Source organism: Campylobacter sp. P0085 (assembly GCF_002139495.1).
Lineage (GTDB): Bacteria > Campylobacterota > Campylobacteria > Campylobacterales > Campylobacteraceae > Campylobacter > Campylobacter devanensis.
On record NZ_MJKB01000006.1, the window covers coordinates 34,614 to 59,773 of the forward strand.

Annotated in this window: 26 protein-coding genes and 1 tRNA gene; 12 read left to right on the top strand and 15 right to left on the bottom strand. The window is 33.8% G+C overall.

What is annotated here, in order from left to right; genetic code table 11:
• Positions 1–183 precede the first annotated feature (183 nt).
• Together CIGNP85_RS07450 and CIGNP85_RS07455 are read left to right on the top strand one after the other, a co-directional pair.
• Entirely contained in the window at positions 184–1,707 is a 1,524-nt protein-coding gene (locus CIGNP85_RS07450; protein ID WP_086287718.1) for a GspE/PulE family protein, read from the top strand.
• 12 nt (positions 1,708–1,719) lie between these two features.
• Entirely contained in the window at positions 1,720–2,922 is a 1,203-nt protein-coding gene (locus CIGNP85_RS07455; RefSeq protein ID WP_086287720.1) for a type II secretion system F family protein, read from the top strand.
• 136 nt (positions 2,923–3,058) lie between these two features.
• On the opposite strand, the gene CIGNP85_RS07460 is transcribed toward CIGNP85_RS07455, so the two are convergent.
• Positions 3,059–3,988 carry a ribose-phosphate pyrophosphokinase gene (locus CIGNP85_RS07460; RefSeq protein WP_086225593.1) on the bottom strand — a complete coding sequence of 310 codons (930 nt, stop codon included), beginning with the start codon at positions 3,986–3,988 and terminating at the stop codon, positions 3,059–3,061.
• Between the two features lie 140 nt (positions 3,989–4,128).
• Between CIGNP85_RS07460 and CIGNP85_RS07465 the strand changes: the two genes are divergently transcribed.
• Together CIGNP85_RS07465 and ccoS are read left to right on the top strand one after the other, a co-directional pair.
• Positions 4,129–6,486, top strand: coding sequence for a heavy metal translocating P-type ATPase (locus tag CIGNP85_RS07465; RefSeq protein ID WP_086225592.1), 2,358 nt, complete (start codon positions 4,129–4,131; stop codon positions 6,484–6,486).
• 2 nt (positions 6,487–6,488) lie between these two features.
• Positions 6,489–6,722: a cbb3-type cytochrome oxidase assembly protein CcoS gene (gene ccoS, locus CIGNP85_RS07470; protein ID WP_086225591.1), complete on the top strand. Its 234-nt coding sequence runs from the start codon at positions 6,489–6,491 to the stop codon at positions 6,720–6,722.
• A gap of 110 nt (positions 6,723–6,832) precedes the next feature.
• Here ccoS and CIGNP85_RS07475 read toward each other — a convergent pair whose 3' ends face one another.
• From CIGNP85_RS07475 to CIGNP85_RS07505, 7 genes are all read right to left on the bottom strand, one after another.
• Positions 6,833–7,045, bottom strand: a complete 213-nt coding sequence (locus tag CIGNP85_RS07475; protein ID WP_086225590.1) for a hypothetical protein — start codon at positions 7,043–7,045, stop codon at positions 6,833–6,835.
• A 96-nt stretch (positions 7,046–7,141) separates the two neighbouring features.
• Positions 7,142–9,250 carry a heavy metal translocating P-type ATPase gene (locus CIGNP85_RS07480; protein ID WP_086229808.1) on the bottom strand — a complete coding sequence of 703 codons (2,109 nt, stop codon included), beginning with the start codon at positions 9,248–9,250 and terminating at the stop codon, positions 7,142–7,144.
• A gap of 3 nt (positions 9,251–9,253) precedes the next feature.
• A complete protein-coding gene (locus tag CIGNP85_RS07485; protein ID WP_236845147.1) occupies positions 9,254–9,562 on the bottom strand; it encodes a YtxH domain-containing protein in 309 nt (102 codons plus the stop codon).
• Entirely contained in the window at positions 9,552–9,911 is a 360-nt protein-coding gene (locus CIGNP85_RS07490) for a hypothetical protein (RefSeq protein ID WP_086225588.1), read from the bottom strand. The genes CIGNP85_RS07485 and CIGNP85_RS07490 overlap by 11 nt, the downstream gene beginning before the upstream one ends.
• Positions 9,908–10,222 carry a hypothetical protein gene (locus tag CIGNP85_RS07495; RefSeq protein ID WP_086287722.1) on the bottom strand — a complete coding sequence of 105 codons (315 nt, stop codon included), beginning with the start codon at positions 10,220–10,222 and terminating at the stop codon, positions 9,908–9,910. Before CIGNP85_RS07495 ends, CIGNP85_RS07490 begins: the two co-directional genes overlap by 4 nt.
• A gap of 3 nt (positions 10,223–10,225) precedes the next feature.
• Complete coding sequence (locus CIGNP85_RS07500) at positions 10,226–10,810, bottom strand: hypothetical protein (RefSeq protein WP_086225586.1); 585 nt, start codon at positions 10,808–10,810, stop codon at positions 10,226–10,228.
• On the bottom strand, positions 10,807–11,163 hold the full coding sequence (locus tag CIGNP85_RS07505; RefSeq protein ID WP_086225585.1) for an HMA2 domain-containing protein: 357 nt from the start codon (positions 11,161–11,163) through the stop codon (positions 10,807–10,809). Before CIGNP85_RS07505 ends, CIGNP85_RS07500 begins: the two co-directional genes overlap by 4 nt.
• A 401-nt stretch (positions 11,164–11,564) precedes the next feature.
• On the opposite strand from CIGNP85_RS07505, the gene CIGNP85_RS07510 reads away from it, so the two are divergent.
• Positions 11,565–12,248 carry a hypothetical protein gene (locus CIGNP85_RS07510; protein WP_086239198.1) on the top strand — a complete coding sequence of 228 codons (684 nt, stop codon included), beginning with the start codon at positions 11,565–11,567 and terminating at the stop codon, positions 12,246–12,248.
• Here the strand turns inward: CIGNP85_RS07510 and CIGNP85_RS07515 are convergent.
• Together CIGNP85_RS07515 and CIGNP85_RS07520 are read right to left on the bottom strand one after the other, a co-directional pair.
• On the bottom strand, positions 12,245–13,429 hold the full coding sequence (locus tag CIGNP85_RS07515; protein ID WP_086241781.1) for a molybdopterin molybdotransferase MoeA: 1,185 nt from the start codon (positions 13,427–13,429) through the stop codon (positions 12,245–12,247). The two genes, CIGNP85_RS07510 and CIGNP85_RS07515, sit on opposite strands and share 4 nt — an antisense overlap.
• The gene (locus tag CIGNP85_RS07520) at positions 13,416–14,723 is read right to left on the bottom strand and encodes an MFS transporter (RefSeq protein ID WP_086241780.1); all 1,308 of its coding nucleotides are present in this window, start codon (positions 14,721–14,723) and stop codon (positions 13,416–13,418) included. The genes CIGNP85_RS07515 and CIGNP85_RS07520 overlap by 14 nt, the downstream gene beginning before the upstream one ends.
• A 162-nt stretch (positions 14,724–14,885) precedes the next feature.
• Here CIGNP85_RS07520 and CIGNP85_RS07525 point away from each other — a divergent pair, with 162 nt between their 5' ends.
• The 7 genes from CIGNP85_RS07525 (at position 14,886) to CIGNP85_RS07555 (ending at position 21,059) form a co-directional block, all read left to right on the top strand.
• A complete protein-coding gene (locus CIGNP85_RS07525) occupies positions 14,886–15,716 on the top strand; it encodes a substrate-binding domain-containing protein (protein ID WP_086241779.1) in 831 nt (276 codons plus the stop codon).
• On the top strand, positions 15,716–16,561 hold the full coding sequence (gene pstC, locus CIGNP85_RS07530; RefSeq protein WP_086229816.1) for a phosphate ABC transporter permease subunit PstC: 846 nt from the start codon (positions 15,716–15,718) through the stop codon (positions 16,559–16,561). The genes CIGNP85_RS07525 and pstC overlap by 1 nt, the downstream gene beginning before the upstream one ends.
• Positions 16,558–17,379 (top strand): phosphate ABC transporter permease PstA, encoded by an 822-nt coding sequence (pstA, locus tag CIGNP85_RS07535; protein WP_086226861.1) that lies wholly within the window; start codon positions 16,558–16,560, stop codon positions 17,377–17,379. The genes pstC and pstA overlap by 4 nt, the downstream gene beginning before the upstream one ends.
• Entirely contained in the window at positions 17,379–18,134 is a 756-nt protein-coding gene (gene pstB, locus CIGNP85_RS07540) for a phosphate ABC transporter ATP-binding protein PstB (RefSeq protein WP_086236091.1), read from the top strand. The genes pstA and pstB overlap by 1 nt, the downstream gene beginning before the upstream one ends.
• 34 nt (positions 18,135–18,168) lie before the next feature.
• Entirely contained in the window at positions 18,169–18,840 is a 672-nt protein-coding gene (locus CIGNP85_RS07545; protein ID WP_086243484.1) for a response regulator transcription factor, read from the top strand.
• Between the two features lies 1 nt (position 18,841).
• Entirely contained in the window at positions 18,842–20,551 is a 1,710-nt protein-coding gene (locus tag CIGNP85_RS07550; RefSeq protein ID WP_086287723.1) for a sensor histidine kinase, read from the top strand.
• Between the two features lie 316 nt (positions 20,552–20,867).
• Positions 20,868–21,059, top strand: coding sequence for a hypothetical protein (locus CIGNP85_RS07555; protein WP_141031563.1), 192 nt, complete (start codon positions 20,868–20,870; stop codon positions 21,057–21,059).
• A 408-nt stretch (positions 21,060–21,467) separates the two neighbouring features.
• Here the strand turns inward: CIGNP85_RS07555 and CIGNP85_RS07560 are convergent.
• From CIGNP85_RS07560 to CIGNP85_RS07580, 5 genes are all read right to left on the bottom strand, one after another.
• Positions 21,468–21,542, bottom strand: a tRNA-Asn gene (locus CIGNP85_RS07560).
• A 79-nt stretch (positions 21,543–21,621) separates the two neighbouring features.
• Entirely contained in the window at positions 21,622–22,539 is a 918-nt protein-coding gene (locus CIGNP85_RS07565; protein WP_086287725.1) for a radical SAM protein, read from the bottom strand.
• Complete coding sequence (hemE, locus tag CIGNP85_RS07570; RefSeq protein ID WP_086287727.1) at positions 22,529–23,560, bottom strand: uroporphyrinogen decarboxylase; 1,032 nt, start codon at positions 23,558–23,560, stop codon at positions 22,529–22,531. The genes CIGNP85_RS07565 and hemE overlap by 11 nt, the downstream gene beginning before the upstream one ends.
• Before the next feature lie 15 nt (positions 23,561–23,575).
• Positions 23,576–24,103 carry a YqhA family protein gene (locus tag CIGNP85_RS07575; RefSeq protein ID WP_086287729.1) on the bottom strand — a complete coding sequence of 176 codons (528 nt, stop codon included), beginning with the start codon at positions 24,101–24,103 and terminating at the stop codon, positions 23,576–23,578.
• Positions 24,096–25,130 carry an aspartate-semialdehyde dehydrogenase gene (locus CIGNP85_RS07580; protein WP_086225568.1) on the bottom strand — a complete coding sequence of 345 codons (1,035 nt, stop codon included), beginning with the start codon at positions 25,128–25,130 and terminating at the stop codon, positions 24,096–24,098. The genes CIGNP85_RS07575 and CIGNP85_RS07580 overlap by 8 nt, the downstream gene beginning before the upstream one ends.
• Positions 25,131–25,160 lie beyond the last annotated feature (30 nt).

Below are 25,160 nucleotides of genomic sequence, written 5' to 3' on the forward strand. Positions count from 1 at the left end.
AACAAATGATAAATTCAACTGGGCTTAGACATAGCGTTATATAATAGCAGATATCCTAATAAAAGTTGTCTAAATTTAAATTTGTTTAAAGTATATATCGATATAATCAAACCTTAAATTTATAATTTTATTTTTAACTAATGAGCCAATAACACTAAATAAGCTCAAACTAAAGAGAGCGCTATGAACGAGATGTTAAAAAAGCTGCAAAACTCTAGCATAACTCTATCTGCTGCAGCTAAAGAACTAGCTATAAGCGAAGATGAGATTTGTGAGCTTATAAGTGTTCAATTTGGCTATGAGATAGCTGATATAAGTGTGGTAGATTACACTTTGGCTGATAGTTTGCCATTAGATATAATGGTTAAATTTGAGATTTTACCTATTAAATTTGAGACTAATATCATTAGTGTTGCTATGAAAAATCCATTTAATACAAGTGCACTTTTAAGGCTTCGCAATATCTATAAAGATAAAATCATAAAACCTCTAATCATCCAACCAACTAAGCTAGATAGAATACTTGCTAAACTTCCGCTTCATTATGGTTTAAATGCCATAATTTCACAGGTAAAAGTGCAAATCAATTCCAAAGGATCTAATGATGATAGCGCAGTTTTACGGCTTATTGATAGGGTGTTAAATAGTGCTATAGATCTAAACTCTAGCGATATTCACATTGAGCCAACTAGTTTTGGTTGTGTGATTAGAGTGCGTATTGATGGGGTTTTATGTGAGTTATTTGAATTTGATAGTGATATATATGCTGGGTTAATTGGTAGGTTAAAGCTGCTTGCAAATTTAGATATTGCTGAACATAAAAAAGCACAAGATGGTAGATTTTCATATGATATAAATGGCAGAAGTATTGATTTTAGAATTTCAGTTTTGCCTATTATTGATGGGCAAAGTGTAGTGCTTAGGATTCTTGATAGTCATAAGATGATTGTAAATTTGCAAAATTTAGGATTAAATGAGTTGAATTTTAGCACTTTAAAGCGTGTGATTTATAAAAACTATGGAATGATTTTAGTTACTGGCCCAACAGGAAGCGGTAAAACTACTACTATTTACTCAGCACTTAATGAGCTAAAAGGGCCAACTAAAAAGATTATTACCATAGAAGAGCCAGTAGAGTATCAAATGAGCTATCTTCAGCAAGTTGCTGTTGGGCATAGAAGCGCAATTAGTTTTGAAGAGGCGTTGCGTTCAGCGCTTCGACAAGATCCAGATATTATAATGATAGGTGAGATTAGGGATTATCAAAGTTTGCGTACAGCTGTAGGTGCAGCTCTTACTGGCCATTTGGTACTTAGTACATTACATACTAATAATGCTATTAGTGCTATAGATAGAATGATGGATATGGGGTTGGAGCGTTATCTTATTAGTGGTGCTATTATAGCGATTATGGCACAGCGTTTGGCTAGAAAGCTTTGCTTGTATTGCAAAGAGATGGTTGAGAATGGACGATATAAGGCTCATGGTTGCCCTAACTGTGTAGGAACTGGATATAGTGGTAGAGTTGTCATTAGTGAGGTTTTAGAAATTAGTGCGAATTTAGCTTCGCTTATGGCTCGTGGCGAGTCTAGTGGGATTATTCTAGCAGAGGCTAAGCGTGAAGGTTTTATCCCTATGGAAGTAAGCGCTATGGAGCTAGTAGATAGTGGAGTTACTAGTCTTGAAGAGATATTAAGCCTGATTTAATTAGTTAAGACAATGAGACGATATAATGCTAAAATTATTACCAATAATGCTACAATAACTCGTACTATTACTGCATCAAATTTAGAAAATGCTAAAGAGATTTTATCTTCAAGCGGCGAGATTATTGCTATTAGCGAGGAGAGTAAAGTTGGGCTTGGAGCAAAATTTAGGCGGATTGATAGCGGAGTTTTAGCTATTTATATTAGGCAGATTGGAACCTTAATGGAGGCTGGAGTAAGTGTTCTTGAGGCTTTTTCTAGCGTGGCGCAAGGGTGCCATAACCCTATACTTAGGAAAATTTTAGATGATATTAGCTCAGATTTACACTCTGGTCTGAGTCTTGAGCAAGCTCTTAGCGGGTTTAAAAGTGAACTAGGAGCAGTTAGCGTAGCGATGTTTGCTCTGGGACAAAATAGCGGACGGTTGCCTGAGGCGCTTTTTATGCTTAGTGATATGCTCAATGAGATGGCAAAAAATAAGGCAAAATTTAAAAGAGCGCTTCGTTATCCTATGATAGTTTTACTCTCTTTGATAATAGCGTTTAATCTATTAATTGTGATGGTAGTACCATCATTTGCTGGAGTATTTGCAGCTATAGGCGGAGAGCTTCCGCTGGCTACTAGAATACTTTTAGGGCTTGAGAGTTTTATTGCTAGTTATGGATTTTTGGCATTATTTGGGATAATTTTTATTGGATTTTTGATTTGGTATTTTTATAGATTTAACTCTAAATTTAGGATAAAATTTGATAATTTTTTGCTTAAAATTCCATTGCTTAAGGGGTTGATTTTATATGGTTCATTGACTAAATTTAGTCTGATTTTATCACGATTGATAAGTGCTGGAATGTCAATTGATAAGGCTATAAATATCGCAAATGGTGTTGTAGAAAATAGTTATATAAGCAGTAAAATCGCTTTTGTAGCAATGGATATCCATAGCGGGCAGACGCTTAGCAAGGCTTTTGAAGGTGCTCATGTATATGAGAAAATAGCTATCCAGATTATAAAGGCTGGACAAACAAGCGGAGTAATTGATGAGATGTTTGCTCATGTATCAAAGTTTTATAAGCAAAAATATGACACGCTTATCGATGGGTTAAATGGGAGTTTAGAGCCAGTTTTACTAATAGCAATAGCTGGGGCAGTACTACTTTTGGGGCTTGGAATTTTTATGCCACTTTGGGAACTCTCTAGTGGTTCTGGGTTGTATTGATTTATTTAACTTATACTTTATGTATTAGCCTTGAATATTTTATTTAAGGCTAATACATTTTAAATCATAATGAGTAAAACTATTTTATTTAATTAAATGATAAAAGATAGACTTTTGCATTAAAATCCATAATCTTTTACGAAAATAGGCTATTTACGCTTTCATCATGATATACTCTGCGGATTACCTCGCCAAATAATGGGGCAGTACTTAAAACCTTAATATATGGGCTTTGCTCTTTGAGTGGGATGGTATCAGTCGTGACTAGCTCATCTAAGGCTCCGCTATTTATCCTATCATACGCAGGCCCGCTTAAAACCGGATGAGTACAAAAGGCCATTACGCTTGTGGCGCCATTTTTCTTAAATACTTCAGCGGCTTTGACTATTGTGCCTGCTGTATCGATCATATCATCGATTAAGATTACATCCTTGCCATTTACATCGCCTATGATATTCATAACTTCGCTTTCATTGGCCTTTTCACGGCGTTTATCTACTATTACCATATCTAGATTTAAGCTTTTAGCAAGACTTCTAGCACGAGCTACGCCACCTACATCAGGGCTTGCCACAATAGGATTTTTAAGATTTTTACTCTTTACATAGTCTAAAAATACAATAGTTCCATAAAGATTATCTACTGGAATATCAAAAAATCCTTGAATTTGCCCAGCGTGAAGATCCATAGTAACTACTCTATCTATGCCGGCGGTTTGCATCATATTTGCTACTAATTTTGCTGTAATTGGTACTCTTGGAGCAGCTTTTCTATCTTGTCTAGCATAGCCAAAGTATGGCACCACTGCTGTTATAGAGCTTGCACTTGAGCGTTTTAGAGCATCAGTTAGGATTAGTAGCTCCATTAGGTTTATATTGGCTGGAGCACAGGTTGGCTGAATGATAAAAACATCTTTACCCCGCACACTTTCGCCTATTTGTACGCTAATCTCTCCATCGCTAAATCTCTTTATACTAGCTTCGCTAAGTGGAATTCCAAGATATTTAGCCACCATTTTTGAAAACTCTACATTTGCTGTCCCAGAAAAAATCTTATATCCACGCATTTTTGCCCTTTTTGGAAGTATAGGGTTAATTTTAGCCTAAATTTGCTTAAAAATTAGATGGATTTTGTAGGCTAAATTTGAGTTTATGAGCGATATGTAAGTAAATTTATTATAAAATCTTATAAAAATTTAGGGCTAGTATGGGAAATTTTATCTGTTTACATTGTAAGGGTGAGTTTGATCAAAGTGTTGCTATAAAAGATGATAGCGGACATGAGTTTTGCTGTAATGGATGTATGAATGTATATGGGTTTTTAAATTCTCATAATCTATCTGAATTCTACGATAAATTAGGCAATCAAAAACATTTCAAAGCACCAAATTTAACTAAAATTGATACTGAGACATTTTATAAAAATTATGTCAAAAATAGCGATGGATTTTGTGAAATTTATATAATTATAGAAGGAATTCATTGCTCGGCTTGTGTATGGTTAAATGAAAAAGTATTAATCTCAAGCGATGGAATTATAGAAGTATCGCTAAATTCAGCCAGTCAAAAAGCGCATATAAAATGGGATGATAGCATTATCACATTAGATCAAATTTTGCATAAAATCAGCTCTATTGGCTATACTCCAATCCCATATGATCCACAAAAAGCCGATGCAAGAGCAAGTCAAAAGCGTAGAGAGTTTTATGCTAAGATGCTTGTAGGGATATTTTGTACGATGAATATTATGTGGGTGGCTGTAGCCTTATATGGCGGATACTTTAGTGGAATGAGTAAGGATATAAAAGATATCTTACATTTTGCAGAGTTTATTTTGGCCTCGCCGGTACTTTTTTATACTGGTAGTGAGTTTTTTAAAGGGGCATATTATGCTATTAAAAATCGCCAAGCCAATATGGATTTAAGTATTGCTGCTGGAGCAAGTATAGCCTATTTTTACTCAGTTTATGCGATGCTTAGTAGAAATGGCGAGGTATATTTTGACTCTGTAGCGATGATTATTACTTTTGTATTTGTTGGTAAATTTCTTGAGGTTATTAGCAAGAAAAAATCAATAGATACTCTTGATCTGCTTGGCTCTCTTTTGGTAAATCAAATTTATGTAAAATCTAATGATAAATTTGAGTTAAAAGATGTCAATGATGTAAAATTAGGAGATATCATCAAAGTGCGTAGCGGTGAGCGTGTAATGATTGATGGTAGTGTAGTTAGTGGGGCTGGTAGCTTTGATTTAAGTAGCATTACTGGAGAGAGCTTGCCAGTGTTGATTGGTCCTGGTAAGAAGATTATAAGCGGGGCTATGTGCATAGATGGAAGTATAGAGTATGAAGCAACTGAGCTTTTTAAAAGTTCAGTTCTTAGTAAGATTATAGATCTTTTAAATAAAGCAAGCTTTAAAAAACCAAAAATAGAGCTTTTAGCTAATCAAATTTCGGCCAAATTCTCTTTAGTGATTTTGCTTTTAGGACTTGGGACATTTGGGGTATGGCTATTTAATTCTGAACAGATTAGCACAGCAATTATAGTAGCTATTAGTGTGATTATCATCGCTTGTCCGTGTGCTTTAAGTCTTGCTACTCCAGTAGCTACTTTAATAGCTTTAGGTAGCGCAATGCGTGGTGGAATAATCTTTAAAGAGGCTAAGGTAATTGAGAGTTTAGCAAAGTGTGATTGTGTAGTTTTTGATAAGACTGGTACTTTATCAAAATCAAAACTAAGTGTAATTAAAGCAATAAAACTAAAAGAGTATAATTCATCTTTATTATACTCTTTAACTCTTGCTTCTACTCATCCAGTAAGTGTGGCTATTAGGGATTTTAGTATTAATCAACAGCTAAATTTGAGCGATATAACAAGCTATAGCGGTCTAGGAATGAGTGCAAAATATGGCGATTTAACTATTTATGGTGGTAGTTCGCGATTTATGAGCAAGTTAGGATTTGGGGAGTTTGAGGATAATGGACTTAATTATTATTTTGCTATAGATGGCGAGGTTGTGGCTAAATTTGAACTTGAAGATGAATTAAGGGATGAATCTGCAGATGTGATTAAGTCTTTACAAAATAGTGGATATAAAGTTGTGATGCTAACCGGAGATAATGAAATTACTGCTAGTAAGATAGCTAAAAGATTAGGAATTAGCGAGTTTTATGCTAGTAAAGATCCATTGCAAAAATCGCAAATAATTAAGGAATTAAACGCAAAAACTCCAGTAGTTATGGTAGGAGATGGGGTTAATGATGTGGTTGCACTAAGTATGGCTAGTGTGGGTATTTGTATGGGTAGTGGAGCGCAAATTAGCGTTGAAAGAAGCGATGTAGTACTGCTAGATGATAATTTAAACTCACTTGTAAAAGCGCTTAATCTTTCAAGATTGACATTTAAAACTATTAAGCAAAATTTAGGTTTTACTTTAATATACAATGCCCTTACTATTCCACTAGCTATGGCTGGGTTTATTATCCCGCTATTTGCGGCAATATCGATGTCGCTTAGCTCCATTATAGTGGTATTAAACTCTACAAAAATCAAATTAAAAGGATAAAAATGAGTGGTGTAATAGCTATAATGCTAGGGATCTCTACTTTGCTTGGTGCTGCTGCGCTTTTTGGACTTTTGTGGGGAGTAAAAACTAGACAATTTGATGATTATTCAAAATTTTTAGATGGTACTAAATTTGATAGTGAAGATGCATTAAATGATGCTATAAATTTAGAAAATCGTAAAAAGGATTTAATGAAAAAGCGTGATAAAGATAGGGGTTATAGACCGCCAGATTAATTTTTGAGTTTAAGCAAAGCGGCAATATAAGATAATACTATTTTTATATGTACTATGAAAGCATAGTTATAATTTTTATATTACTACACTTTCATATTTAGTGATAATTTTTACTTCCCTTTAGGATAAAGCGATGCGTGATATAGGCAAAATCCTACTAGCGCTACACCGCTTACAATATGTACAGCTTTGGCGGTTTTATTTTTCATAAATAGTGCCGTACTAGCGGTTAAAAGCAGGCTACTACTCATACCAATCTTTGCTATTTCTCTTTTAGTCTCTAGGCTAATTTTTGGTTTTTTAAGCTCTTTTACTGCGTTCATTTTTTTTCCTATTTTTGATTTTTTTATATGCTCTTAGATTAGTTTGCACGCTCAATACTAGGCTACCAATCACTCCTATAGTAATTAAAATTGGCATTATCCATCCCTCTTGATACGAATTCGCCTAAGTGCGTTAAGCAATAAAGCTATTGTTGTACCGTTATGCGCTATGGCAGTTTGTATAGGTGAGAGTTTGCCTAAACTTGCTAGTATCAATATGAGTGAATTTACCCCCACTGTGACCTTAAAGCTATTATTAACCTTTGATAGACAAGATATAGCTAGCTCTCTAGCATCTGCTACAGCTTCTATATCATCACGCAGTAATACTACATCTGCGCTAGCTTTGGCTATGTCAGCACCTTTGTGCATTCCAATACCTATATCGGCTCGCACTAGTGCTGGAGCATCATTTATTCCATCACCTACAAAAGCAACTTTTTGACCATGTTTGGCTGCTTTTAGCATAATCTCATCTAGAATTTTAGCTTTGTCAGTCGGTAGCAGCTCTGCATAATAATTTGTTATACCAAGCTCTTTAGCAATGGCTTTTGCCTTACTTTTACTATCTCCAGTAAGCATTATAAATTCTTTTACACCGCTTTTTTTAAGTCTTTTTAGAGCCTCTTTGGAATTTGGTCTAATAGTATCTTTAAGCAGTATAACTCCTAATAGTTTACCATCAAATCCGATAAATAAAGGCGTATCTCCATTTTTTAATATTTCATCTATCTCTTTAGAGTGCTCTTGAAAGCTTATACACTCATCATCTTCTAAGAAATGTCTTGAGCCAATTACTACACTTTTTTTACCTACTTCACTTTTTACACCATGAGCTACTATAAATGTTACCTCATCATGATGAAAATGGTCAAAATTATTCTCTTTAGCTGCTCTTACTACGGCTTGTGCTACTGGATGAAAGTAGTGTTCTTCAATGCTTGCTGCTAAATTTAATACTTGATTAGCATCCCATTCTTGATGAAATGAGTGCACTTTTAATACTTCTAGATCGCCATTTGTTAGCGTTCCAGTTTTATCAAAGACAAATATTTCACTTAGCTGAAGACTCTCTAAACTTTTAGCACCCTTTACGATAATTCCCTCTTTAGCAGCACTTGATATAGCTGATTTAAATGCTACTGGAGTAGTGAGTTTTAAAGCACAAGAATAATCAGCTTGAAGCACGCTAGCAGCACGCACTAGTTCGCCAGTCATAGCATAGCTCAATCCAGCAAGACTAAGAGTAATTGGCACTAAAGAGTCAGCCATTTTTGAAGCAGTTAATTCTTGGTTTGAGCGTTCATCTAGTGTGGACTGGATATATGATTTTATGCGATTAGTAGCAGTGTGATCGCCTACAGCTTCAGCCCATATTTTAATCTTACCTTCTTGAACTATTGTACCACTTAGCACTCTATCGCCTCTACTTTTACTAGCTGGAGTAGCTTCTCCTGTCATTGAAATTTGATTTATTAAAGCTTCTCCATCGATGATGTGACCATCTATATATATAGTATCGCCAGCACCTACTACTACAATATCGCCAATTTGTATATCATCACTTGGAATTTGACGCAGTGTTACTTTGCTATCAGTTATACTCTCAACCCACGCCATACCGCCTTTTTGTTTAGCTAGTTCTTTGATAAGATCATCGCTTTTATACATTGTAAGCTCTTCTATATATTCACCCAAAGTCAGCATAAAATTGGTTGAATTTGCTGCCTTATAGTCTTTTAAATATAGTGAAATTGCTACGGCTGCAGCTTCAAGGCTACGAGATGTGATGCCTTCGCTAAATGTCTCTTTTAATCCACTTTTTAGCAATGGAAAGGAGGCTAAAAGGCTAAAACTAAGACTAAGCCCTGGACTTCTAAGAAATGGAGCTATAGCTAAAGCACTAGCAGCACGTACCACCTCAGATGAGCTTGGGATTTCGCTTCTTAGTGCGATGTAGCTATCTTTTTTGCTCTTGCTTTGGCTTTTGATTTCATTAGATTTTAAAATATCTGAAATTTGATTTTGAATTTGATCTAATGAGCCTTCATAGCTTATAATTATACTTTTGATTATCCCATTTATGCGTACATCTATCACATTTGGCAAAGAGTCTATAGCAACTCTAAGCAAGAGCGGATCTACACTACCTTCATAGCCAAATCTAGCTCTAGATTTGGTTTTGTGCAGAAGTTTTATAGGCATATCTTACTCGCTAGCTTCAGCTTTTGCATCTTCATAACGCTCTTTTAGCTCTTCTAAGCCGCATTCAAATAGTGTTGAAATTTTAGCAAATCCCTTAAAAATTGCTCTTTGAGCATTTTCATTTGTTAAAATATATGTAGCAGCTGCGCCAATTAATGCTCCTTTTAAGAAATCGCCACTATTTCCAGCGCCAAAAATACCATCTAAAAATCCATTTTGAGTATTTTGATTATTTTGTGTATTTTGAAAATTTAAATTTGACTGATTTGAGCTTGAATTTACATTTTTAATATAAGGATTATTATTTATCATTATTTAACCTTTTTTGTTGATTTTTTAATATTTTACACTCTTTTGGTTTAAATGCATTTTGGACGCCATAGACAAAGGCTCCGCCAATTGCAATATATGTAGCAGCTTCTACTATTTTAGTTGAGGTGCTTTTATTTGGATTGCCAATGGTGTTTGATGCGGCAATAGCACATGCTCCAATTGCAGCACCTTCAAGTGTTGATTTTATTGTAGTTTTAATAGCTTCATCTTGAGTGATTTGACCATCTTTTAACTTAGCATATTGGTATGCACCGCTTGCCATAAGTGCCAAAATTGCTCCACTAACTGCGTGTCCGCTCACTGAACGAGGCGCACCTGTGTTTATCATTGATTAATCCTTGGATTGCTATTTTCTAAATTTAGATTGGTAGCTGATTTTAGGTTTGACTCATCTTGAGAGTTTGGAGTCTCTTGAGTTTCTATTTTTGCTTTTGGTTTGCGGCCTGGTTTTTTTCTTGCTGGTTTGTCTTGAACTTTTTCTTTAATGTTTGTTATAGTAGCTTTGCTAGCAGTTATGCCATCCTGGAATTTTTTGTCTAAATTTAAGTTTCTAAGCGATTTTGCTATCTGATCTCTTTTAGTAAATGCAAATGCGATTCCAGCACCTAGTGCGATACCTGCGATAAATGGTAATGCCATATTTTACTCCTTATTTTTATTTAGTAATTCATTTACGATAATCACGCTAAAAGCGCCAATAATCGCACCTCCAACTAAGCTGTAATTTAATTTACCTAAAAATCCCTCTAATTCATCCTGGCCTAGTGAGCCATCTTTTAATTTATTCACCATTATAGCAGTCTCATTTATTAAGGTTTTACCTTGATTTAATTGTTCTAAAAGATTGTTATTTTGATTTAAATTTAGAGCATTTTGCAAGGATGGAATGTGATTATTATAGCTAGCTGCTTGAAGCCTGTAAAATGTATCTATTATTTGTGCATCGTTCTCGTTTGTTACTAGAGTATTGTAGAGTTCTACATTTGCTTGTTCGTTTTGTAGTGCTATAACAGCTGCTTCTTCAAAGCTTTTAGGGGTTGCAAAACTATAAGGATTTGCCGGTATTTGCGCACCAAGCTCATTTAGATGGAAAATAATAGCATTTATATGATTTGCCTCAGCCTCTAAAAGATTAGTAAATGGTGCTCCAAATTCACTAGCGCTAAAGTAGAAGCTATAAGCTTTATACTCATCATCTAACGCTTTTAAAAGATTATCTATGCTCATTTTATATCCTTTAGATTTTTATTTATTATCATAGCAATTTTATCTAGATTGCGCCCATTTATAGCATCCTCCCATAGACTTGGCTCAAGCATATCTTTATCATAATGCAAGGTTAAAGAGCCGATTAATTTATTAAATTTAATCTCTTTGATTAGTGGAATTTGATTTAGTTTATCTATTAATTCTTTAGCTTCTATTTTGCTTTGTTGGGCTAGATTTTTAAGCTTTAGACTAGCTCGTAGTCTAATTCTACCAGGTGTGTGATGAATAATGCTAAAATAATCACCCAAAAGCTCTAAATCGCTTGGTTTTATCTCTAAATTATTTAGTGAAATTTGGCTATTTATATCCATAAAATTACTCAATTTTGATATTAAATTTGACAAAATTATATATAAATGATTATAAATCTTAACTTAAATTTTCATATATTGATATTGATTTTCATATCATTAAATCAATAAATTTAGTATATTTTAATAAGAAAATTTGATAAATTCGCAATTTTCTTAACCATATTTGTAAAATCATTATCATATATATTTTGATAATACCCAAATATTATAATTTATTAAGATTAAATTTAGATTTTATTATTATAAAATCAGCTGCGATTAAAATAAGATTGAAATTTATAAGAATTTAGAATAATAATTGCCTTTAAGAGCTAAAATCAAGGCTTTTTTAAGTGAGAAAATTAAAGCCCTACTTAATCCAAATTTGATATAATTAATCAAATTTTAAAGGATCATAGATGAAAATTTTAAGCCTTGCTAGTAAGCTATCTTTACAATCTCCTAAGCTTGTTGATAAGTTTAAAAATGATGAAATTATGGTGATTAGTCCGCTTGATGATAGTATAAAAGCGAATTTTATCAAGTGTGAAATCGGTGCTATAAGCTACGCTTTGGCTCTTATAGGCTTGGAGTTTGGCTTTGGTGGGGAGTTTTGGGATGAGCTTGATTGTGGTGAGTTAAGCGGTGAGTCAAATATAGGCGAAGAGGAGTTGCCGTCTATTTGCGAATTTATCAAAAATTGTGATATTTGCGTTATTAGTGATGAGATTTTTGAGAGTAATGAGAGTAGTGTAAAGGCGATTTTGTCGCTGTTTAAAGGCAAATTTGGCTTTAAAATAGTAAATTTAAATGGCGATGAGGTAGAATTAAATGGCGAGCTAGTAGAGCTTGAAGCGATACCAAGCTATGATAGTGCTGTGGTATTTACTCATCCGCATTGCGATGAGTTTAGGGCGGGAAATTACTTTGGTATCGCTGCTAAGTTAAAAGATGGCGATGAGATCAATATACATTTAAGACAAAAAGATATAAAAGCTAAACTTTCAATAGATAAATCTATCAAAGGAACCATAGGATTTTTAGGCTTTGAAGGGGCGAAATATGGTTTTGAAGTTTTGAAATTTAACCCTTTGGTTGGCTAAATTTCTATATATTCTACTATTTCACCAGCTTTTAAGCCATCTTTATCGCTTGGGCAAATTAACAATACACCGCCATTTATGAGATTTCCTACTATGGCTGAGCTACCGGATTTTTTGGTTGCGGTGGAGATTTTGATAGTGCCGTTTTCGTTGGTTATACTAGCGGCACTAAACTCTTCAAATGGTGATTTTTTGGTATAGTCATCTTTTAAAATCGCTTTAAATCTATTTTTTTTATTTAACCCAAAGATATGCTCTATAAATTCTCTAAAAAACAGCACACAAGTCACCATCGCCGAATAGGCAAATCCAGGCAAAGCAAATATAAATTTATCATTGATTTTAGCTACTTTGATATGCCTACCAGGCTTGATGTTAGCACCATCTATGATGATTTTAGACTCTCTTGTGATATCACGCATAAAGTCAAAATCCCCCACGCTAACGCCACCTGTGGTGATGATGAAATCAGCTGAGATTAGGGCGTTTTGGAGTGCGGTTTGGATCGCTTGTTTATCATCTTTGATGATTGGCATGATGATTGGCTCGCATCCCATATATTTAAGCAAAGATGAGATAGATATGCTATTTGAGCTATAAATTTGAGCTTTATGCTCTTTTGTTTGGCCTATATCCAAAACTTCACTACCCGTGCTTAATATAGCAACTCTAGGACGGGCTAAGACATTGATATAGCTATATCCTAATTCAGCCAAAAGAGCTAGCTCACAATATCCAAGTTTGGTGCGAGAGTTTAGTAGTAGCTCTGATTCTTTATAGCTCTCTCCAACTTCTCTAATAGCAAATCCTTGCGATACAGGCCTAGTAATCTCTATATACTCACCACTTAATTTGACATTTTCTATAGGCACAATAGTATCGGCTCCATCGCATACTAAGGCGCCTGTAAGAGTCTTGACACACTCATTTTCAGATATGGTAATATCATCGCTATTTCCGGCGGGGGCTATGTTTATTATTTTAATTTTGTTATTTTGATTTGTAAATTTAATGGCATAGCCATCCATACTTGAAGTTGGATAGGCTGGATATGGACTTTTGGCTATTATATCATCTGCTAAAATTCTCCCAAGTGCTCTATCAAGCGAAACTCTCTCTATAAAGTCCCATTTTGGGGCGAGATTTAGTAAATTTTGTAGATTTTCATTATAGCTCTTCATTGCTCACTCCTAAAATAGAGATAATCTCATCACGGCTTATTATATTAGAGTTGAATTTCACTATACTATATCCATTTTGTTTGTAGCGATCTACTATGCCATTAACACTATCTAATATTGATATATCGGCGTTTTTAAGGCGTATGATTTGAAATATTCTTGGGTCACTTAATTGAAATAAGATTAAAAGCCAAATAGCTGAGGCCACAGCTAATATCACAGCTAAAGCCATGATATTATAGCTATGTAATAGATATCCGCCCACTGCCCCACCAAGAAAGCTACCTAAATAGCCAAATGAGTTGAATATACCAAGTGCCGAGCCTCTTTGGTTTGATTTGGCGAATTTACTAGCACAGCTTTGCATGATTGGCTCATGGATATTAAATCCTATGAAAAATATAACTACAAATATGATGAAGCTCACAGCTGAATTTGCCACGCCAAAGCCTATAAATGAGATGATAAATAGCACCACACCGATCAATAAAAGCTTTTTGCTATGTCCTTTGCCATCACCTAAAAATCCAGCCATTCCCATAGCCAAAAATCCAAAAATCATAGAGATCAAATAGACAATCCATAAGTTATCTCCGCTATATTCTAAGGATTTTACTAAAACTATTGGGATAGCTACAAAGGCAGAGCTTATAAGCATTTTTTGCATTAGATTTGTTAAATTCATTATGGCTAGATCTTTTTGCTTAAGTAGTTTAGTAAGTGGAATTTTAGGGTCGTGATGATGAATTTTTGGCTCTTTTGGCACAGCGCTAAAGAGTAAAAATATACAAAAAATAGTTACTATAATAGATAGATAAAATAGGCTAGAAAGTCCAAATTCACGGCTTAAAAGCGGACTAAGAATCATAGAAATAGCAAAAGCGATCCCAATCATCCCACCCATCATAGCCATAGCTTTGGAGCGTTTGTCTTCGCTAACTAGATCGCTTATCATAGCAGTTGCTACAGCACCCACAGCGCCGCAACCTTGGAGTAATCTACCAAATAACATTGTATAAATATCAGTTGAAATAGCACAAATAAATGAGCCGATTATAAATATAATTAGCCCCACAAATATCATAAATTTACGCCCAAATCTATCACTTAAGCTACCAAAAGGGAGCTGAAAAATCATCTGAGTAATGGCATAAGCACCGATAGTAAGTCCAGCTAAAAACTCATTAGCCCCATCAAGCTCAAGCGCATAAAGACTAAGAACAGGTAAAATAATAAAAAGCCCAAAAAACCTAGAAGCTGCGATAAATCCAAGCGGCAAAACTGATCTTATCATACAAAAAATCCTTAAATTTAAAAAAGAGTAATTTTATCATAATTAATATTAAACTCTTTTAAATTTATTTTGTAAAAAACTTTACGATAAATTTACATTTTTTACATTTTGACTTTACAACTATTATTTATAATTTTGCAACTTAAAATTCAAGGAGTTAAAATGTTTAAAAAATATCTCATTGCACTATTTGTGCTATTTGGTCTTAATAGCTATTTATTAGCTGAAAATATCTATCCTATATCTCGTGAGATGGGGTCTGGTACAAGGGGCGCATTTGTGGATATATTTGATGTTAAAGAGCAAGTTGGTAAGAAAAAAATCGACGCAACTTCTAAAAAAGCTGAAGTTACAAACTCAACAGGCGTTATGATAACCACAGTTGCAAACTCAAAAAACGCTATTGGCTACATATCACTTGGCTCTTTAAATGATTCAGTAAAAGCTGTTAAAATAGATGGCGTAGCACCAAGTGTAGAAAATATCAATAACAAAACTTACACAGTTTTTCGCCCATTTAATCTAGCTATAAGTAGTGATAATGAGTTAGTAAATGACTTTTTAGGTTACACTAGCTCAAATCAAGCTAAAAGCATAATCCAAAAAGCTGGCTATATCGCACTATATAATAATGAATTTAGCTCAAAAAAACCTAGCGGCAAGATCGTAGTTGCTGGGTCTAGCTCAATTACTCCATTAATGGAAAAATTAAAAGAGAGCTATAAATCACTAAATCCAAACGCAACTATAGAGATCCAACAAAGCGACTCTACAACAGGGATTAACTCAGCTATAGAAAAAATAGCCGATATCGCAATGGTATCAAGAGAATTTAAAGCTAGTGAGTTAAAAAACGGCTTAAAAACTCAAGTTTTAGCCCTAGATGGACTAGCTGTAATAGTAAATAAAGCAAATCCAATTGACTCGCTAAGCAAAGATAGTGTTAAAAAGATCTTTACAGGCGATATTACCACTTGGGAAAAAGTAAAATAATGCTTAAAGAGAGATTTTTTCAAGGGCTTTTTGCCCTTAGCGCCGGCTTTTCTATCTTTGCTGTTGGCGCTATAGCTCTATTTTTGTTTTTTAACGCTTTTACAACTATATCACAAATAGGCTTTTTGGAGTTTATTTTTGGTATGGATTGGTATCCAGATGAGGAGATATTTGGTATATTTCCTATGATTGTAGGAAGTATATATGTAACGGCTTTGGCTATAGTTTTGGGCGTGCCTATTGGGGTTTTGAGTGCTGTGTATTTGGCCTATTTTTGCCCAAAAGGGTTAAAAAAGATTATCATGCCAGCCGTTGAGCTATTAGGTGCGATTCCATCTGTTGTTTATGGATTTTTCGGGCTTGTGATAGTGGTGCCTTTGGTATCTAATATCTTTGATGGTGTTTCAGGTAAGAGTATTTTGGCAGCTTCTTTGATCTTGGCAATTATGGTTTTACCTACAATTATCTTAGTATCAAAAGCAGCGATTGAGGCTTTGCCAAAGAGCTATTATGAAGGTGCTTTGGCTCTTGGGGCATCGCCTGAGAGAGCTGTCTTTTTCGCTATAGTCCCAGCAGCCAAAAGCGGTATTTTAGCCTCTGTGATTTTAGGCGTTGGCAGGGCTATTGGCGAGGCGATGGCTGTTATCATGGTAGCAGGAAACCAGGTTCAAATCCCACACTCACTAAGTGATGGAGTAAGAACTCTAACTACAAATATCGTGCTTGAGATGGGTTATGCAGCAGATTTACATAAAGATGTATTGATAGCTAATGCGGTTGTGCTTTTTGTCTTTATTTTGATTATAAATATTAGTTTTAGCGCTTTAAAAAGGGGTAAAAAGTGAGTAGGGATTATCTATCTATATTTTTATCATTTTTACTTAAATTTTCTATTTTTAGCGTGTTGTTTGTATTTTTGGGGATTACGCTTTTTATCTTTATTAAAGGTATTATCTATATCTCGCCAAGCCTCTTTGAGTGGGAGTATAATAGCACAAATGTCTCTTTAATGCCAGCACTTATAAATACTATAAATATGGTTATTTGCTCTTTGGCTATTGCTATGCCACTTGGGATTTTTGGGGCGATTTATCTAAATGAATATAGCAAAAAAGATAGCAAAATTTTAAATCTCATTAGGGTTACTTCTGATACTTTGGTGGGAATTCCAAGTATTGTGTATGGGTTGTTTGGTTATCTTGCTTTTGTTATATATTTTGGATTTAAAACTAGCTTTATAGCGGGGGTTTTAACTCTTAGTATTATGATTTTACCGCTTATTTTAAGAAGTAGCGAAGAGGCTCTAAAATCTGTCCCAATAGGTTATAAAGAGGCATCTTTGGCTCTTGGGGCTAGCAAACTTCGCACTATATTTGCTATCATCTTGCCTAGTGCTACAGCTGGAATATTGGCCGGTGTTATCCTAAGTATTGGCAGGATAGTTGGTGAGAGTGCGGCGCTACTTTATACCTCTGGAAGTGTAGCACAAATCGCTGGGGCATTGGATTCTGGGCGGACTTTAAGCGTTCATATGTATGCTATATCTAGCGAAGGCCTTCACATAAATGAAGCTTATAGCACGGCGATGGTGCTTATTGTTATTGTATTTTTTATGAATTTTATCTCAAATTTTGTAGCTAAAAAGATTTTAAAGGATAGTTGATGAAAAAGTGCTTTGATATTAATAAACTAAATTTACATTATGGGACATTTCACGCATTAAAAAATATCAATATGGAGATTGCTAAAGGTGAAGTTACAGCCTTTATAGGCCCTAGTGGGTGTGGTAAATCTACATTTATCAAAACCCTTAATCGTATGAATGATCTAGTAGAAGGTTGTAAGATTGAAGGGGGGATATTGTTTCATGATAGGGATATTTATAGCAAAGATTATGATATAAATTTGCTTAGAAAGCGTGTAGGAATGGTATTTCAAAAGCCAAATCCATTTGCTATGAGTATATATGATAATATCACTTTTGGCCCTAAGACTCATGGCATAAAAGATAAAGATACCCTAGATAGCATAGTAGAAAAGAGCTTAAAAGACGCTGCTTTGTGGGATGATTTAAAAGATAGATTATATAGCTCGGCTTTAGGGCTTAGTGGCGGCCAGCAACAAAGATTATGTATCGCTAGAACCTTAGCTGTAGATCCAGAAGTTATCTTGATGGATGAGCCAACTAGCGCACTTGATCCTATATCCACGGCCAAAATAGAGGAGTTAGTCTTAAAGCTCAAAAAAGATTATACAATCATAATAGTAACTCATAATATGCAACAAGCTCACAGAATTTCGGATAAAACGGCGTTTTTCTTGATGGGCGAAGTGATCGAATATGATGATACAAAAAAGATATTTAACAAACCAAAAAACAAAAAAACTCAAGATTATGTTATGGGGAAATTTGGGTAAGTTTGCTATAATTTGGCAAATGTAAAGGAATTAAGTGATATATGTCTTAGAAGATGAAGGGGCGATTTTAGATCTTATTTGCTATGCTTTAAAATCCCAAAATATCCCAGTAAAAGGCTTTAGCCTAGCTAAGGACTTTTATAAAGCCTTAAAAGATGAAATCCCTCAAATTCTAGTGCTTGATGTTATGCTTCCAGATGGCGATGGATTTGAGATTTTAAAAGATCTTAAAAATAGTGCTAAATATAAAGATATTTGTGTTTTGATGCTTACAGCTCTTGATAGTGAGATAAATAAGGTCAAAGGCCTTGATCTAGGTGCTGATGACTATATCGCAAAACCTTTTGGAGTGATGGAGCTTTTGGCTCGTATTAGGGTGATCTCTAGACGCAAAGCCAAAGAAGAGCCAAATAGCGATATAAGCTTTAATGGGTTGGAGTTTTCATATAAAAATCATATTGTTAAGGTTGATGGCAGGCCTTTGGAATTAACCTTAAAAGAATTTGAATTACTTGGGTTTTTATTACAAAATCCAAATCAGGTTTTTAGCCGTGATATGCTTTTGGAGATGATATGGGGCTATAGCTATGATAAAGAGAGTAGAACGATAGATATGCATATCAAAACTCTAAGAAAAAAGCTTGGTAATATGTCTGATATGATTAGGACAATTCACGGAGTTGGCTATAAGTTAGTAAGAGAGTAGAATGCAAAAAAGGGTATTTTATTTCATTATTTTTTCTACATTAGCACTAGCTTTATTTATCAATATATTTTTGATATTCTCTATAGAATCTGTGCTTAAAAATGAGCTTTTTGATAGATTGAAAAATTATGCTTATAGCATTAAAAGCGAGGTTTTATCATCTATCCAAAATGGCTCTATACAAAGCTTAAAAGACCTAGATGAGATTTATAGAATTAGTATAATTGACCAAAATGGAGTTGTGATATATGATAATTTAGTAAATAATCTAAATTTGGATAATCACAGCAATAGAGCCGAGTTTAAAGAGGCGATAAAGGATGGAGAATCCACAAATATACGCTATTCTAATACACTTTTAAAGCGAAATTTATATTATGGGCTTAAAATCTCCAATGAAAAAGGGGAATTTGTTTTAAGAATTTCAAAAGAACAAGATTATCTATATGCGATATTTATGAGCTTTATCCCTTATATCGTTGCTGAGATTATAGCGGTGCTGATATTTTCATTTTTACTAGCTAAATACCTTACGCATATAATTTTACGCCCAATTTACAATATAGATTTAAAGAATTTAGATGAGAATTTACCATATCCAGAGCTTAAAATTTTAATTGAAACTCTCAAAAAACAAAACAAAATTATCAAAAGCCAATTTAAGCATCTAAAACAAAAAAGACAAGAGCTACAATCCCTAACCAAAGGTATGAAAGATGGCCTTATCATCATCAATCGCTCCGGCGAGATACTAAGCATAAACCCAAGCGCTCAAAAATACTTTGCTAATTTAGCCAAACATACTAATATATCTCAAATTCAAAATGATCTATTTTTAAAGCTTTTATTACAAAATTTAAGAGATTTCAAAGATGGCAAGATATCTTGCGAGATAAGGGAGCAGATAGTGTTTATGCAAGAGACTTTAGTGGAGTGCGAAATTGTCTTTTCGCCGATTTTTTCGCAAAAAGGCAAATTTAAAGGGCTAATTATCGTTATTTGCGATATTACAGAGTTTAAGCGAAACCAAAATTTAAGCAAAGAATTTAGCGCTAATGTAACTCACGAGCTTAAAACTCCGCTAACTTCTATAATGGGAAATGCCGAGATGATTAGAAATAATCTTGTAAAAAGTGATGATATCCCGCATTTTATAGATACAATTTATAATGAATCTAAAAGATTATTACACCTAATAGAAGATATTTTGAAATTATCATTTTTAGATGAATCTAGCACTAAGAATATCCCATTTGGCAAAGTAGAGCTTAAAAATCTACTCTTAAAAGTCTATTCTAACTTAAAAAGCGTAGCTAAAAAATATGATATTGAGTTTAAATTTGAGCTTGAAGAGGCCTATATACACGGCTCAAAAGAGCTATTAGAACACGCTATTTTCAATCTATGCGATAACGCTATTAAATACAATCACCCAGGCGGATATGTCAAAATCAAGATAAAAAATTTAAAAGATTGTGTAGAGCTTAGCATAAAAGATAGTGGCATAGGAATTGAGCCAAGCTCACAAGAGCGGATATTTGAGAGATTTTATTGCGTGGATAAAAGTTATAGCAAAAAAGTAGGTGGCACAGGATTAGGACTATCAATAGTTAAATCAGTTTTAAATATACACCACGCCAAAGTAAAGCTAAAAAGCCAAAAAGATATAGGAAGTGAGTTTATTATCACATTTGCTAAGGATATAAAATAGATAAAAATTAAGTAAATATAAGCAATAAAACGATTAGATTAGTTAAAAAATAATATTAATAAAGTAAACTGTGCTAATTAAAGCAATGCAAAGGATTATTACATAGTTTATAACTATGTAAAATAATAAGAACTCTTATGTTTAGCTTATCCTTTAACTTTTGATTTAGCCTAAGAGGTAATTTCTATATAAGTTCTTTTATTGTAGAATCTATTTTTTATTTTATTATATGTTTATTTTGGAGCGTAATATGTTTAGATATATTTTTGTTTCTTTAGTTTTAGTATCTACTTTATATAGTTATTGTAGAGAGCCAATGAAACCTATATGTATTGGTTCATCGACATCTTTTAAAACATTTAAAAATTCCTGTAGAGATGATGTAGAAGATTATATTAAAGATTTAGAGAGATATACAAAGTGTGTAGTAAGTGAATCTCGTAATAAGATTCAAGAGGCAATAGATAGCTATGAATGCTATTCATCTGGTGAGAATTTTTGTTATTGATATATACTTTGATTTTTAGATTTATGAATCATTAGTATATTAGCTTAATTAAAATAGTGAGCCAATTAATAATTAAAGAGCATAAAATATTAAAACTATAGATATGATAAATTCCAAGAATATGAGTACAACAGAAGAATAGTGTTTTGTATTGAACGAAAAGCTAAAGAAAATATTGCATACAAAATCTAAATTAAATACTTTAGTCAAATGAAGCATAGCTTATTGCTAAAAGGAGTTTATAAATCCTATCTATATAAAATTTATAAACTCTAAAAAATTAATATTATCAAATAGCAAAGTGTATCTTGTTTAGTCATTGTATAGAATTAATTAAAGCTATATATTAGTTAATTGATATTTATTAAAACTGATAATTGATTAATATATGGATATTCAAGAGATAAGTGGCTCCGGATGCTGGATTCGAACCAGCGACCAATCGGTTAACAGCCGACTACTCTACCGCTGAGCTAATCCGGAATATCGTATAAATGAGTTGGAATTATAGCTAATAATTAGCTATTTGTCAATTAAATTTAGCTTAAATTAGAAATTTTTTTCAAATTCTATAAAATTTCATCCCAGCTAAGTCGCATTCTATAACCTTGTCTTCATTTATTAGCGTTTCTAAATTTATCTTTGCATTTGTAGTAAAGTTGTTTTCTATATCATATAAACTTTGAGGGCGAAGTTTTAAAAGCTTTTCAAGTTCATCTTTACTATAATCAAATTTAGATTTTAAAGGGGTTCTAGAGGCTATACTAACTGGTGCAGCATCTATAAAAGTTGCTAAATAGTGTAATGTTTCACTACTAACGCCTCTAACATTATGAGCTGGTGGGCGATCTATAGTACTGATATCTATTCTATTAGGTAAAATCTTTTTAAAAGCTCTATTTAAAGCCATAAACTCATCATCGCTATCATTATATCCAGCTACAACCAAAACCTCCATAATAAGCTCGCCTTTAAATTTAGATCTAAATTGTGACATAAGCTCTACTAACTTATTTATATCTATATTATCAATACTTCTATCAATTTTACGAAATGTCTTTTGATTTGCACTATCAAGACTAAACTTAACAATATCAAGGTTTAAAAGAGCCTCAATAGCATTAGGATTTAAAACAGCACTACCATTGCTAAGAATTAGTGATTTTTGCGTGGTTTTAAGAGTATTTATCTGAGTGATTAAATTTAATAAATCACTATATAGACTTGGCTCGCCATTAGCCGTAAGCGTGATAACATCGATATCTTTAAACTCATTAAGAGCATTTTTAAGCTCATTTATTATAACTTTGGAATTTGGTTCATTTTTTATAACTCTGATGGTTTTGGCTTTTTTTAACTCACAATATAAGCAATCAAAATTACAGCTTTTTTGATCTGGGCTTAAATCTATTCCAAGAGAGCTGCCAAAGCGGCGGCTACTCACTGGACCAAATATAAATTTATATCCATTATTTTGCATATTTTGCAGATTTTTCTTGGACAGATTCGATAAAATATTTAGCGTGTTCAACTGGAATATCTGGTAAAATACCATGACCAAGATTAAATATATGTCTTTTGCCGCCCATTATAGATAGAATTTCATCCACACCTTCATCAATCGCATCTTTGTTATACAATCTTGTAGGCTCCATATTGCCTTGTAAAATATATTTAGCACCTAAAGATTTTTTAGCATTAGCAAGCGGGGTACTCCAATCCACACCAAATACATCAAAATTACCACTAATATCATCTAAAAATCCGCTAATTCCTTTAGGAAATACTATTATAGGAGTATCTGGGAAGTTTGCTTTTAGATAATCAACAATCTCATTAATATAGCTAAATCCAAATTCCATATAAGCACTTTTTTCTAATGCTCCAGCCCAACTATCAAAAATCTGAACAGCATTTACTCCAGATTTTATCTGCTCAGCTAGATATAATTTAAGAGCATTTGTTACCTTGCGAAGAATAGCATGAAGGAATTGAGGATTATCATATACCATCTTTTTACAGATATTATATGTTTTTGTGCTGCCTCCTTCTATCATATATGTAGCAATCGTCCATGGAGCACCACAAAATCCTATTAAGGCTTTATCTTTGGCTAGCTTATCTCTAGTTAATTTAATTGTATCATAGACATAGCTTAGATTTTTAATTGCTTTATCGCTACTTAGTCTATCTAAGTCCTCCATTGTAGCAATTGGCTTAGGAAATACCGGGCCTTCGCCTTTTACAAATTTAAGCTCCATACCCATCTCCATAGGTACTACCAATATATCACTAAATAAAATTGCTGCATCTACGCCTAAAATATCAACTGGTTGAAGTGTAACCTCGCTAGCTTTTTCATAATCCTTACAAAGTGATAAAAAATCCCCAGCCACAGCTCTAACTCTCATATACTCAGGCAGATATCTACCAGCTTGACGCATCATCCAAACTGGAGTATAAGGAGTTTTTTTGCCTAAACATGCATCTATAAAAATCATAAATATCCTTTAATCCTAATGATGTGAACTCTTATGCAAGAAATATAAGCCTAAACAAAGAGCTAAAATAGATAACGCTAGATAGACCATCTCAAGAGGTGTAGTAAATTTAGCATGCAAAACACGCTGAAAGAAATTAACCACTAAAACCATCACAATGACTTTACCTATCTTATCTTTTAGCTGGTCTAAACTATGCACTTCAAGTACTCTAGCCTGTCTAGAACTCTTAGTTGTATCAATCTCACTAATAAAAAGCTCATAAATCCCAAAACTAAAGATAAAAAAGACCAATGCCATCAAATACAGATCTATAGCCCCAATAATAAGAGCTACGCCATCGCTATGCAGATCTACACTATGGTCGCCTAGAATTAGGTAATGCCATGCATAAACTATTACCTTAACAATATCATAACTAGCAACAATAAACATCACAAAAGCTCCTAGCAATCCAAAGATCACTGGAAGCAAGGTTACCATTCTAGACTTCCACAAAAGCCCTTCAAATAGCTTTTCTATCTTGTTTTTAATATTATCCATTCTGCTCTTGCATCTCTATCCATTTTTGTGCGATTCTAACCGCGTTTGTCGCTGCACCAACTCTAATCTGATCAGCCACACACCATAAATGTAGTATGCTATCATCATAATTATCTTTTCTGATTCTGCCTACATATGTCTCATTTGTATCACTTGCGTGAATTGGCATTGGATAAAGATTATCTTTTGGACTATCTTGAACTACAACGCTTGGAGCATTTTTTAGAATTTGAGTTGCTTTTTGTGCATCAATTGGAGTTTTAAATTTAATAGTTATGCTCTCGCTATGACTTCTAAGAACTGGCACACGCACACAAGTTGCACTCACTTGTATATCTTTGTGAAGGATTTTTTGGGTCTCTTTAACCATTTTCATCTCTTCTTTTGTGTAATCATTATCTAAGAACACATCAATATGTGGAATTACATTTAGTGCTATTTGGTGTTTAAATGCACTTGGCTCACACTCATCAAGCTTAAATTCAAAGAATTTTTGCATCTGCATAACCAACTCTTCCATTCCTTTTTTACCCGCACCACTTGTAGCTTGATATGTGCTTACATCTACTCTTTGGATACCAAAAGCATCATCAAGAGGCTTTAACACTTGCACCATTTGGATTGTAGAGCAGTTTGGATTTGCTATTATGCCTTTATTTTGCCATTGAGCAATGTCTCCTGGATTGCACTCAGGCACTACTAATGGCACTTCAGGATCCATTCTAAAATGGCTAGTATTATCTATAACTATTGCTCCGCTTGCTGCTGCAAATGGTACAAAATGAGCCGATATGCTACCGCCAGCACTAAAAAATGCAATATCTACTTCATGCTCGTCAAATACAGTATCAGTAAGCTCTACAATTGGATAATTTTTGCCTTTAAATTCAATCTCTTTCCCAACACTCTTTGCACTTGCAAGCGGCAACACATCACCAACTGGAAAATCCATCTCTTCTAAAACACGAAAAATCTCTTCGCCTACAGCTCCAGTAGCTCCAACTACTGCTATACTATACTTTCTCATACTACGCCTTAGATTTAAATTTAGGTCGCT

Bases quoted from the DNA above. Each gene is read 5' to 3' on its own strand.
- CIGNP85_RS07550 (WP_086287723.1), top strand. From the start codon at position 18,842: ATGCAAAAAAGGGTATTTTATTTCATTATTTTTTCTACATTAGCACTA.
- CIGNP85_RS07525 (WP_086241779.1), top strand. From the start codon at position 14,886: ATGTTTAAAAAATATCTCATTGCACTATTTGTGCTATTTGGTCTTAAT.
- CIGNP85_RS07565 (WP_086287725.1), bottom strand. From the start codon at position 22,539: ATGCAAAATAATGGATATAAATTTATATTTGGTCCAGTGAGTAGCCGC.
- CIGNP85_RS07485 (WP_236845147.1), bottom strand. From the start codon at position 9,562: ATGATAAATAATAATCCTTATATTAAAAATGTAAATTCAAGCTCAAAT.
- CIGNP85_RS07450 (WP_086287718.1), top strand. From the start codon at position 184: ATGAACGAGATGTTAAAAAAGCTGCAAAACTCTAGCATAACTCTATCT.
- CIGNP85_RS07490 (WP_086225588.1), bottom strand. From the start codon at position 9,911: ATGATAAACACAGGTGCGCCTCGTTCAGTGAGCGGACACGCAGTTAGT.
- CIGNP85_RS07500 (WP_086225586.1), bottom strand. From the start codon at position 10,810: ATGAGCATAGATAATCTTTTAAAAGCGTTAGATGATGAGTATAAAGCT.
- CIGNP85_RS07455 (WP_086287720.1), top strand. From the start codon at position 1,720: ATGAGACGATATAATGCTAAAATTATTACCAATAATGCTACAATAACT.
- CIGNP85_RS07520 (WP_086241780.1), bottom strand. From the start codon at position 14,723: ATGATAAGATCAGTTTTGCCGCTTGGATTTATCGCAGCTTCTAGGTTT.
- CIGNP85_RS07510 (WP_086239198.1), top strand. From the start codon at position 11,565: ATGAAAATTTTAAGCCTTGCTAGTAAGCTATCTTTACAATCTCCTAAG.
- pstB (WP_086236091.1), top strand. From the start codon at position 17,379: ATGAAAAAGTGCTTTGATATTAATAAACTAAATTTACATTATGGGACA.
- CIGNP85_RS07505 (WP_086225585.1), bottom strand. From the start codon at position 11,163: ATGGATATAAATAGCCAAATTTCACTAAATAATTTAGAGATAAAACCA.
- pstC (WP_086229816.1), top strand. From the start codon at position 15,716: ATGCTTAAAGAGAGATTTTTTCAAGGGCTTTTTGCCCTTAGCGCCGGC.
- hemE (WP_086287727.1), bottom strand. From the start codon at position 23,560: ATGATTTTTATAGATGCATGTTTAGGCAAAAAAACTCCTTATACTCCA.
- CIGNP85_RS07465 (WP_086225592.1), top strand. From the start codon at position 4,129: ATGGGAAATTTTATCTGTTTACATTGTAAGGGTGAGTTTGATCAAAGT.
- CIGNP85_RS07515 (WP_086241781.1), bottom strand. From the start codon at position 13,429: ATGAAGAGCTATAATGAAAATCTACAAAATTTACTAAATCTCGCCCCA.
- CIGNP85_RS07580 (WP_086225568.1), bottom strand. From the start codon at position 25,130: ATGAGAAAGTATAGTATAGCAGTAGTTGGAGCTACTGGAGCTGTAGGC.
- CIGNP85_RS07575 (WP_086287729.1), bottom strand. From the start codon at position 24,103: ATGGATAATATTAAAAACAAGATAGAAAAGCTATTTGAAGGGCTTTTG.
- CIGNP85_RS07460 (WP_086225593.1), bottom strand. From the start codon at position 3,988: ATGCGTGGATATAAGATTTTTTCTGGGACAGCAAATGTAGAGTTTTCA.
- CIGNP85_RS07555 (WP_141031563.1), top strand. From the start codon at position 20,868: ATGAAACCTATATGTATTGGTTCATCGACATCTTTTAAAACATTTAAA.
- CIGNP85_RS07495 (WP_086287722.1), bottom strand. From the start codon at position 10,222: ATGGCATTACCATTTATCGCAGGTATCGCACTAGGTGCTGGAATCGCA.
- ccoS (WP_086225591.1), top strand. From the start codon at position 6,489: ATGAGTGGTGTAATAGCTATAATGCTAGGGATCTCTACTTTGCTTGGT.
- CIGNP85_RS07475 (WP_086225590.1), bottom strand. From the start codon at position 7,045: ATGAACGCAGTAAAAGAGCTTAAAAAACCAAAAATTAGCCTAGAGACT.
- CIGNP85_RS07480 (WP_086229808.1), bottom strand. From the start codon at position 9,250: ATGCCTATAAAACTTCTGCACAAAACCAAATCTAGAGCTAGATTTGGC.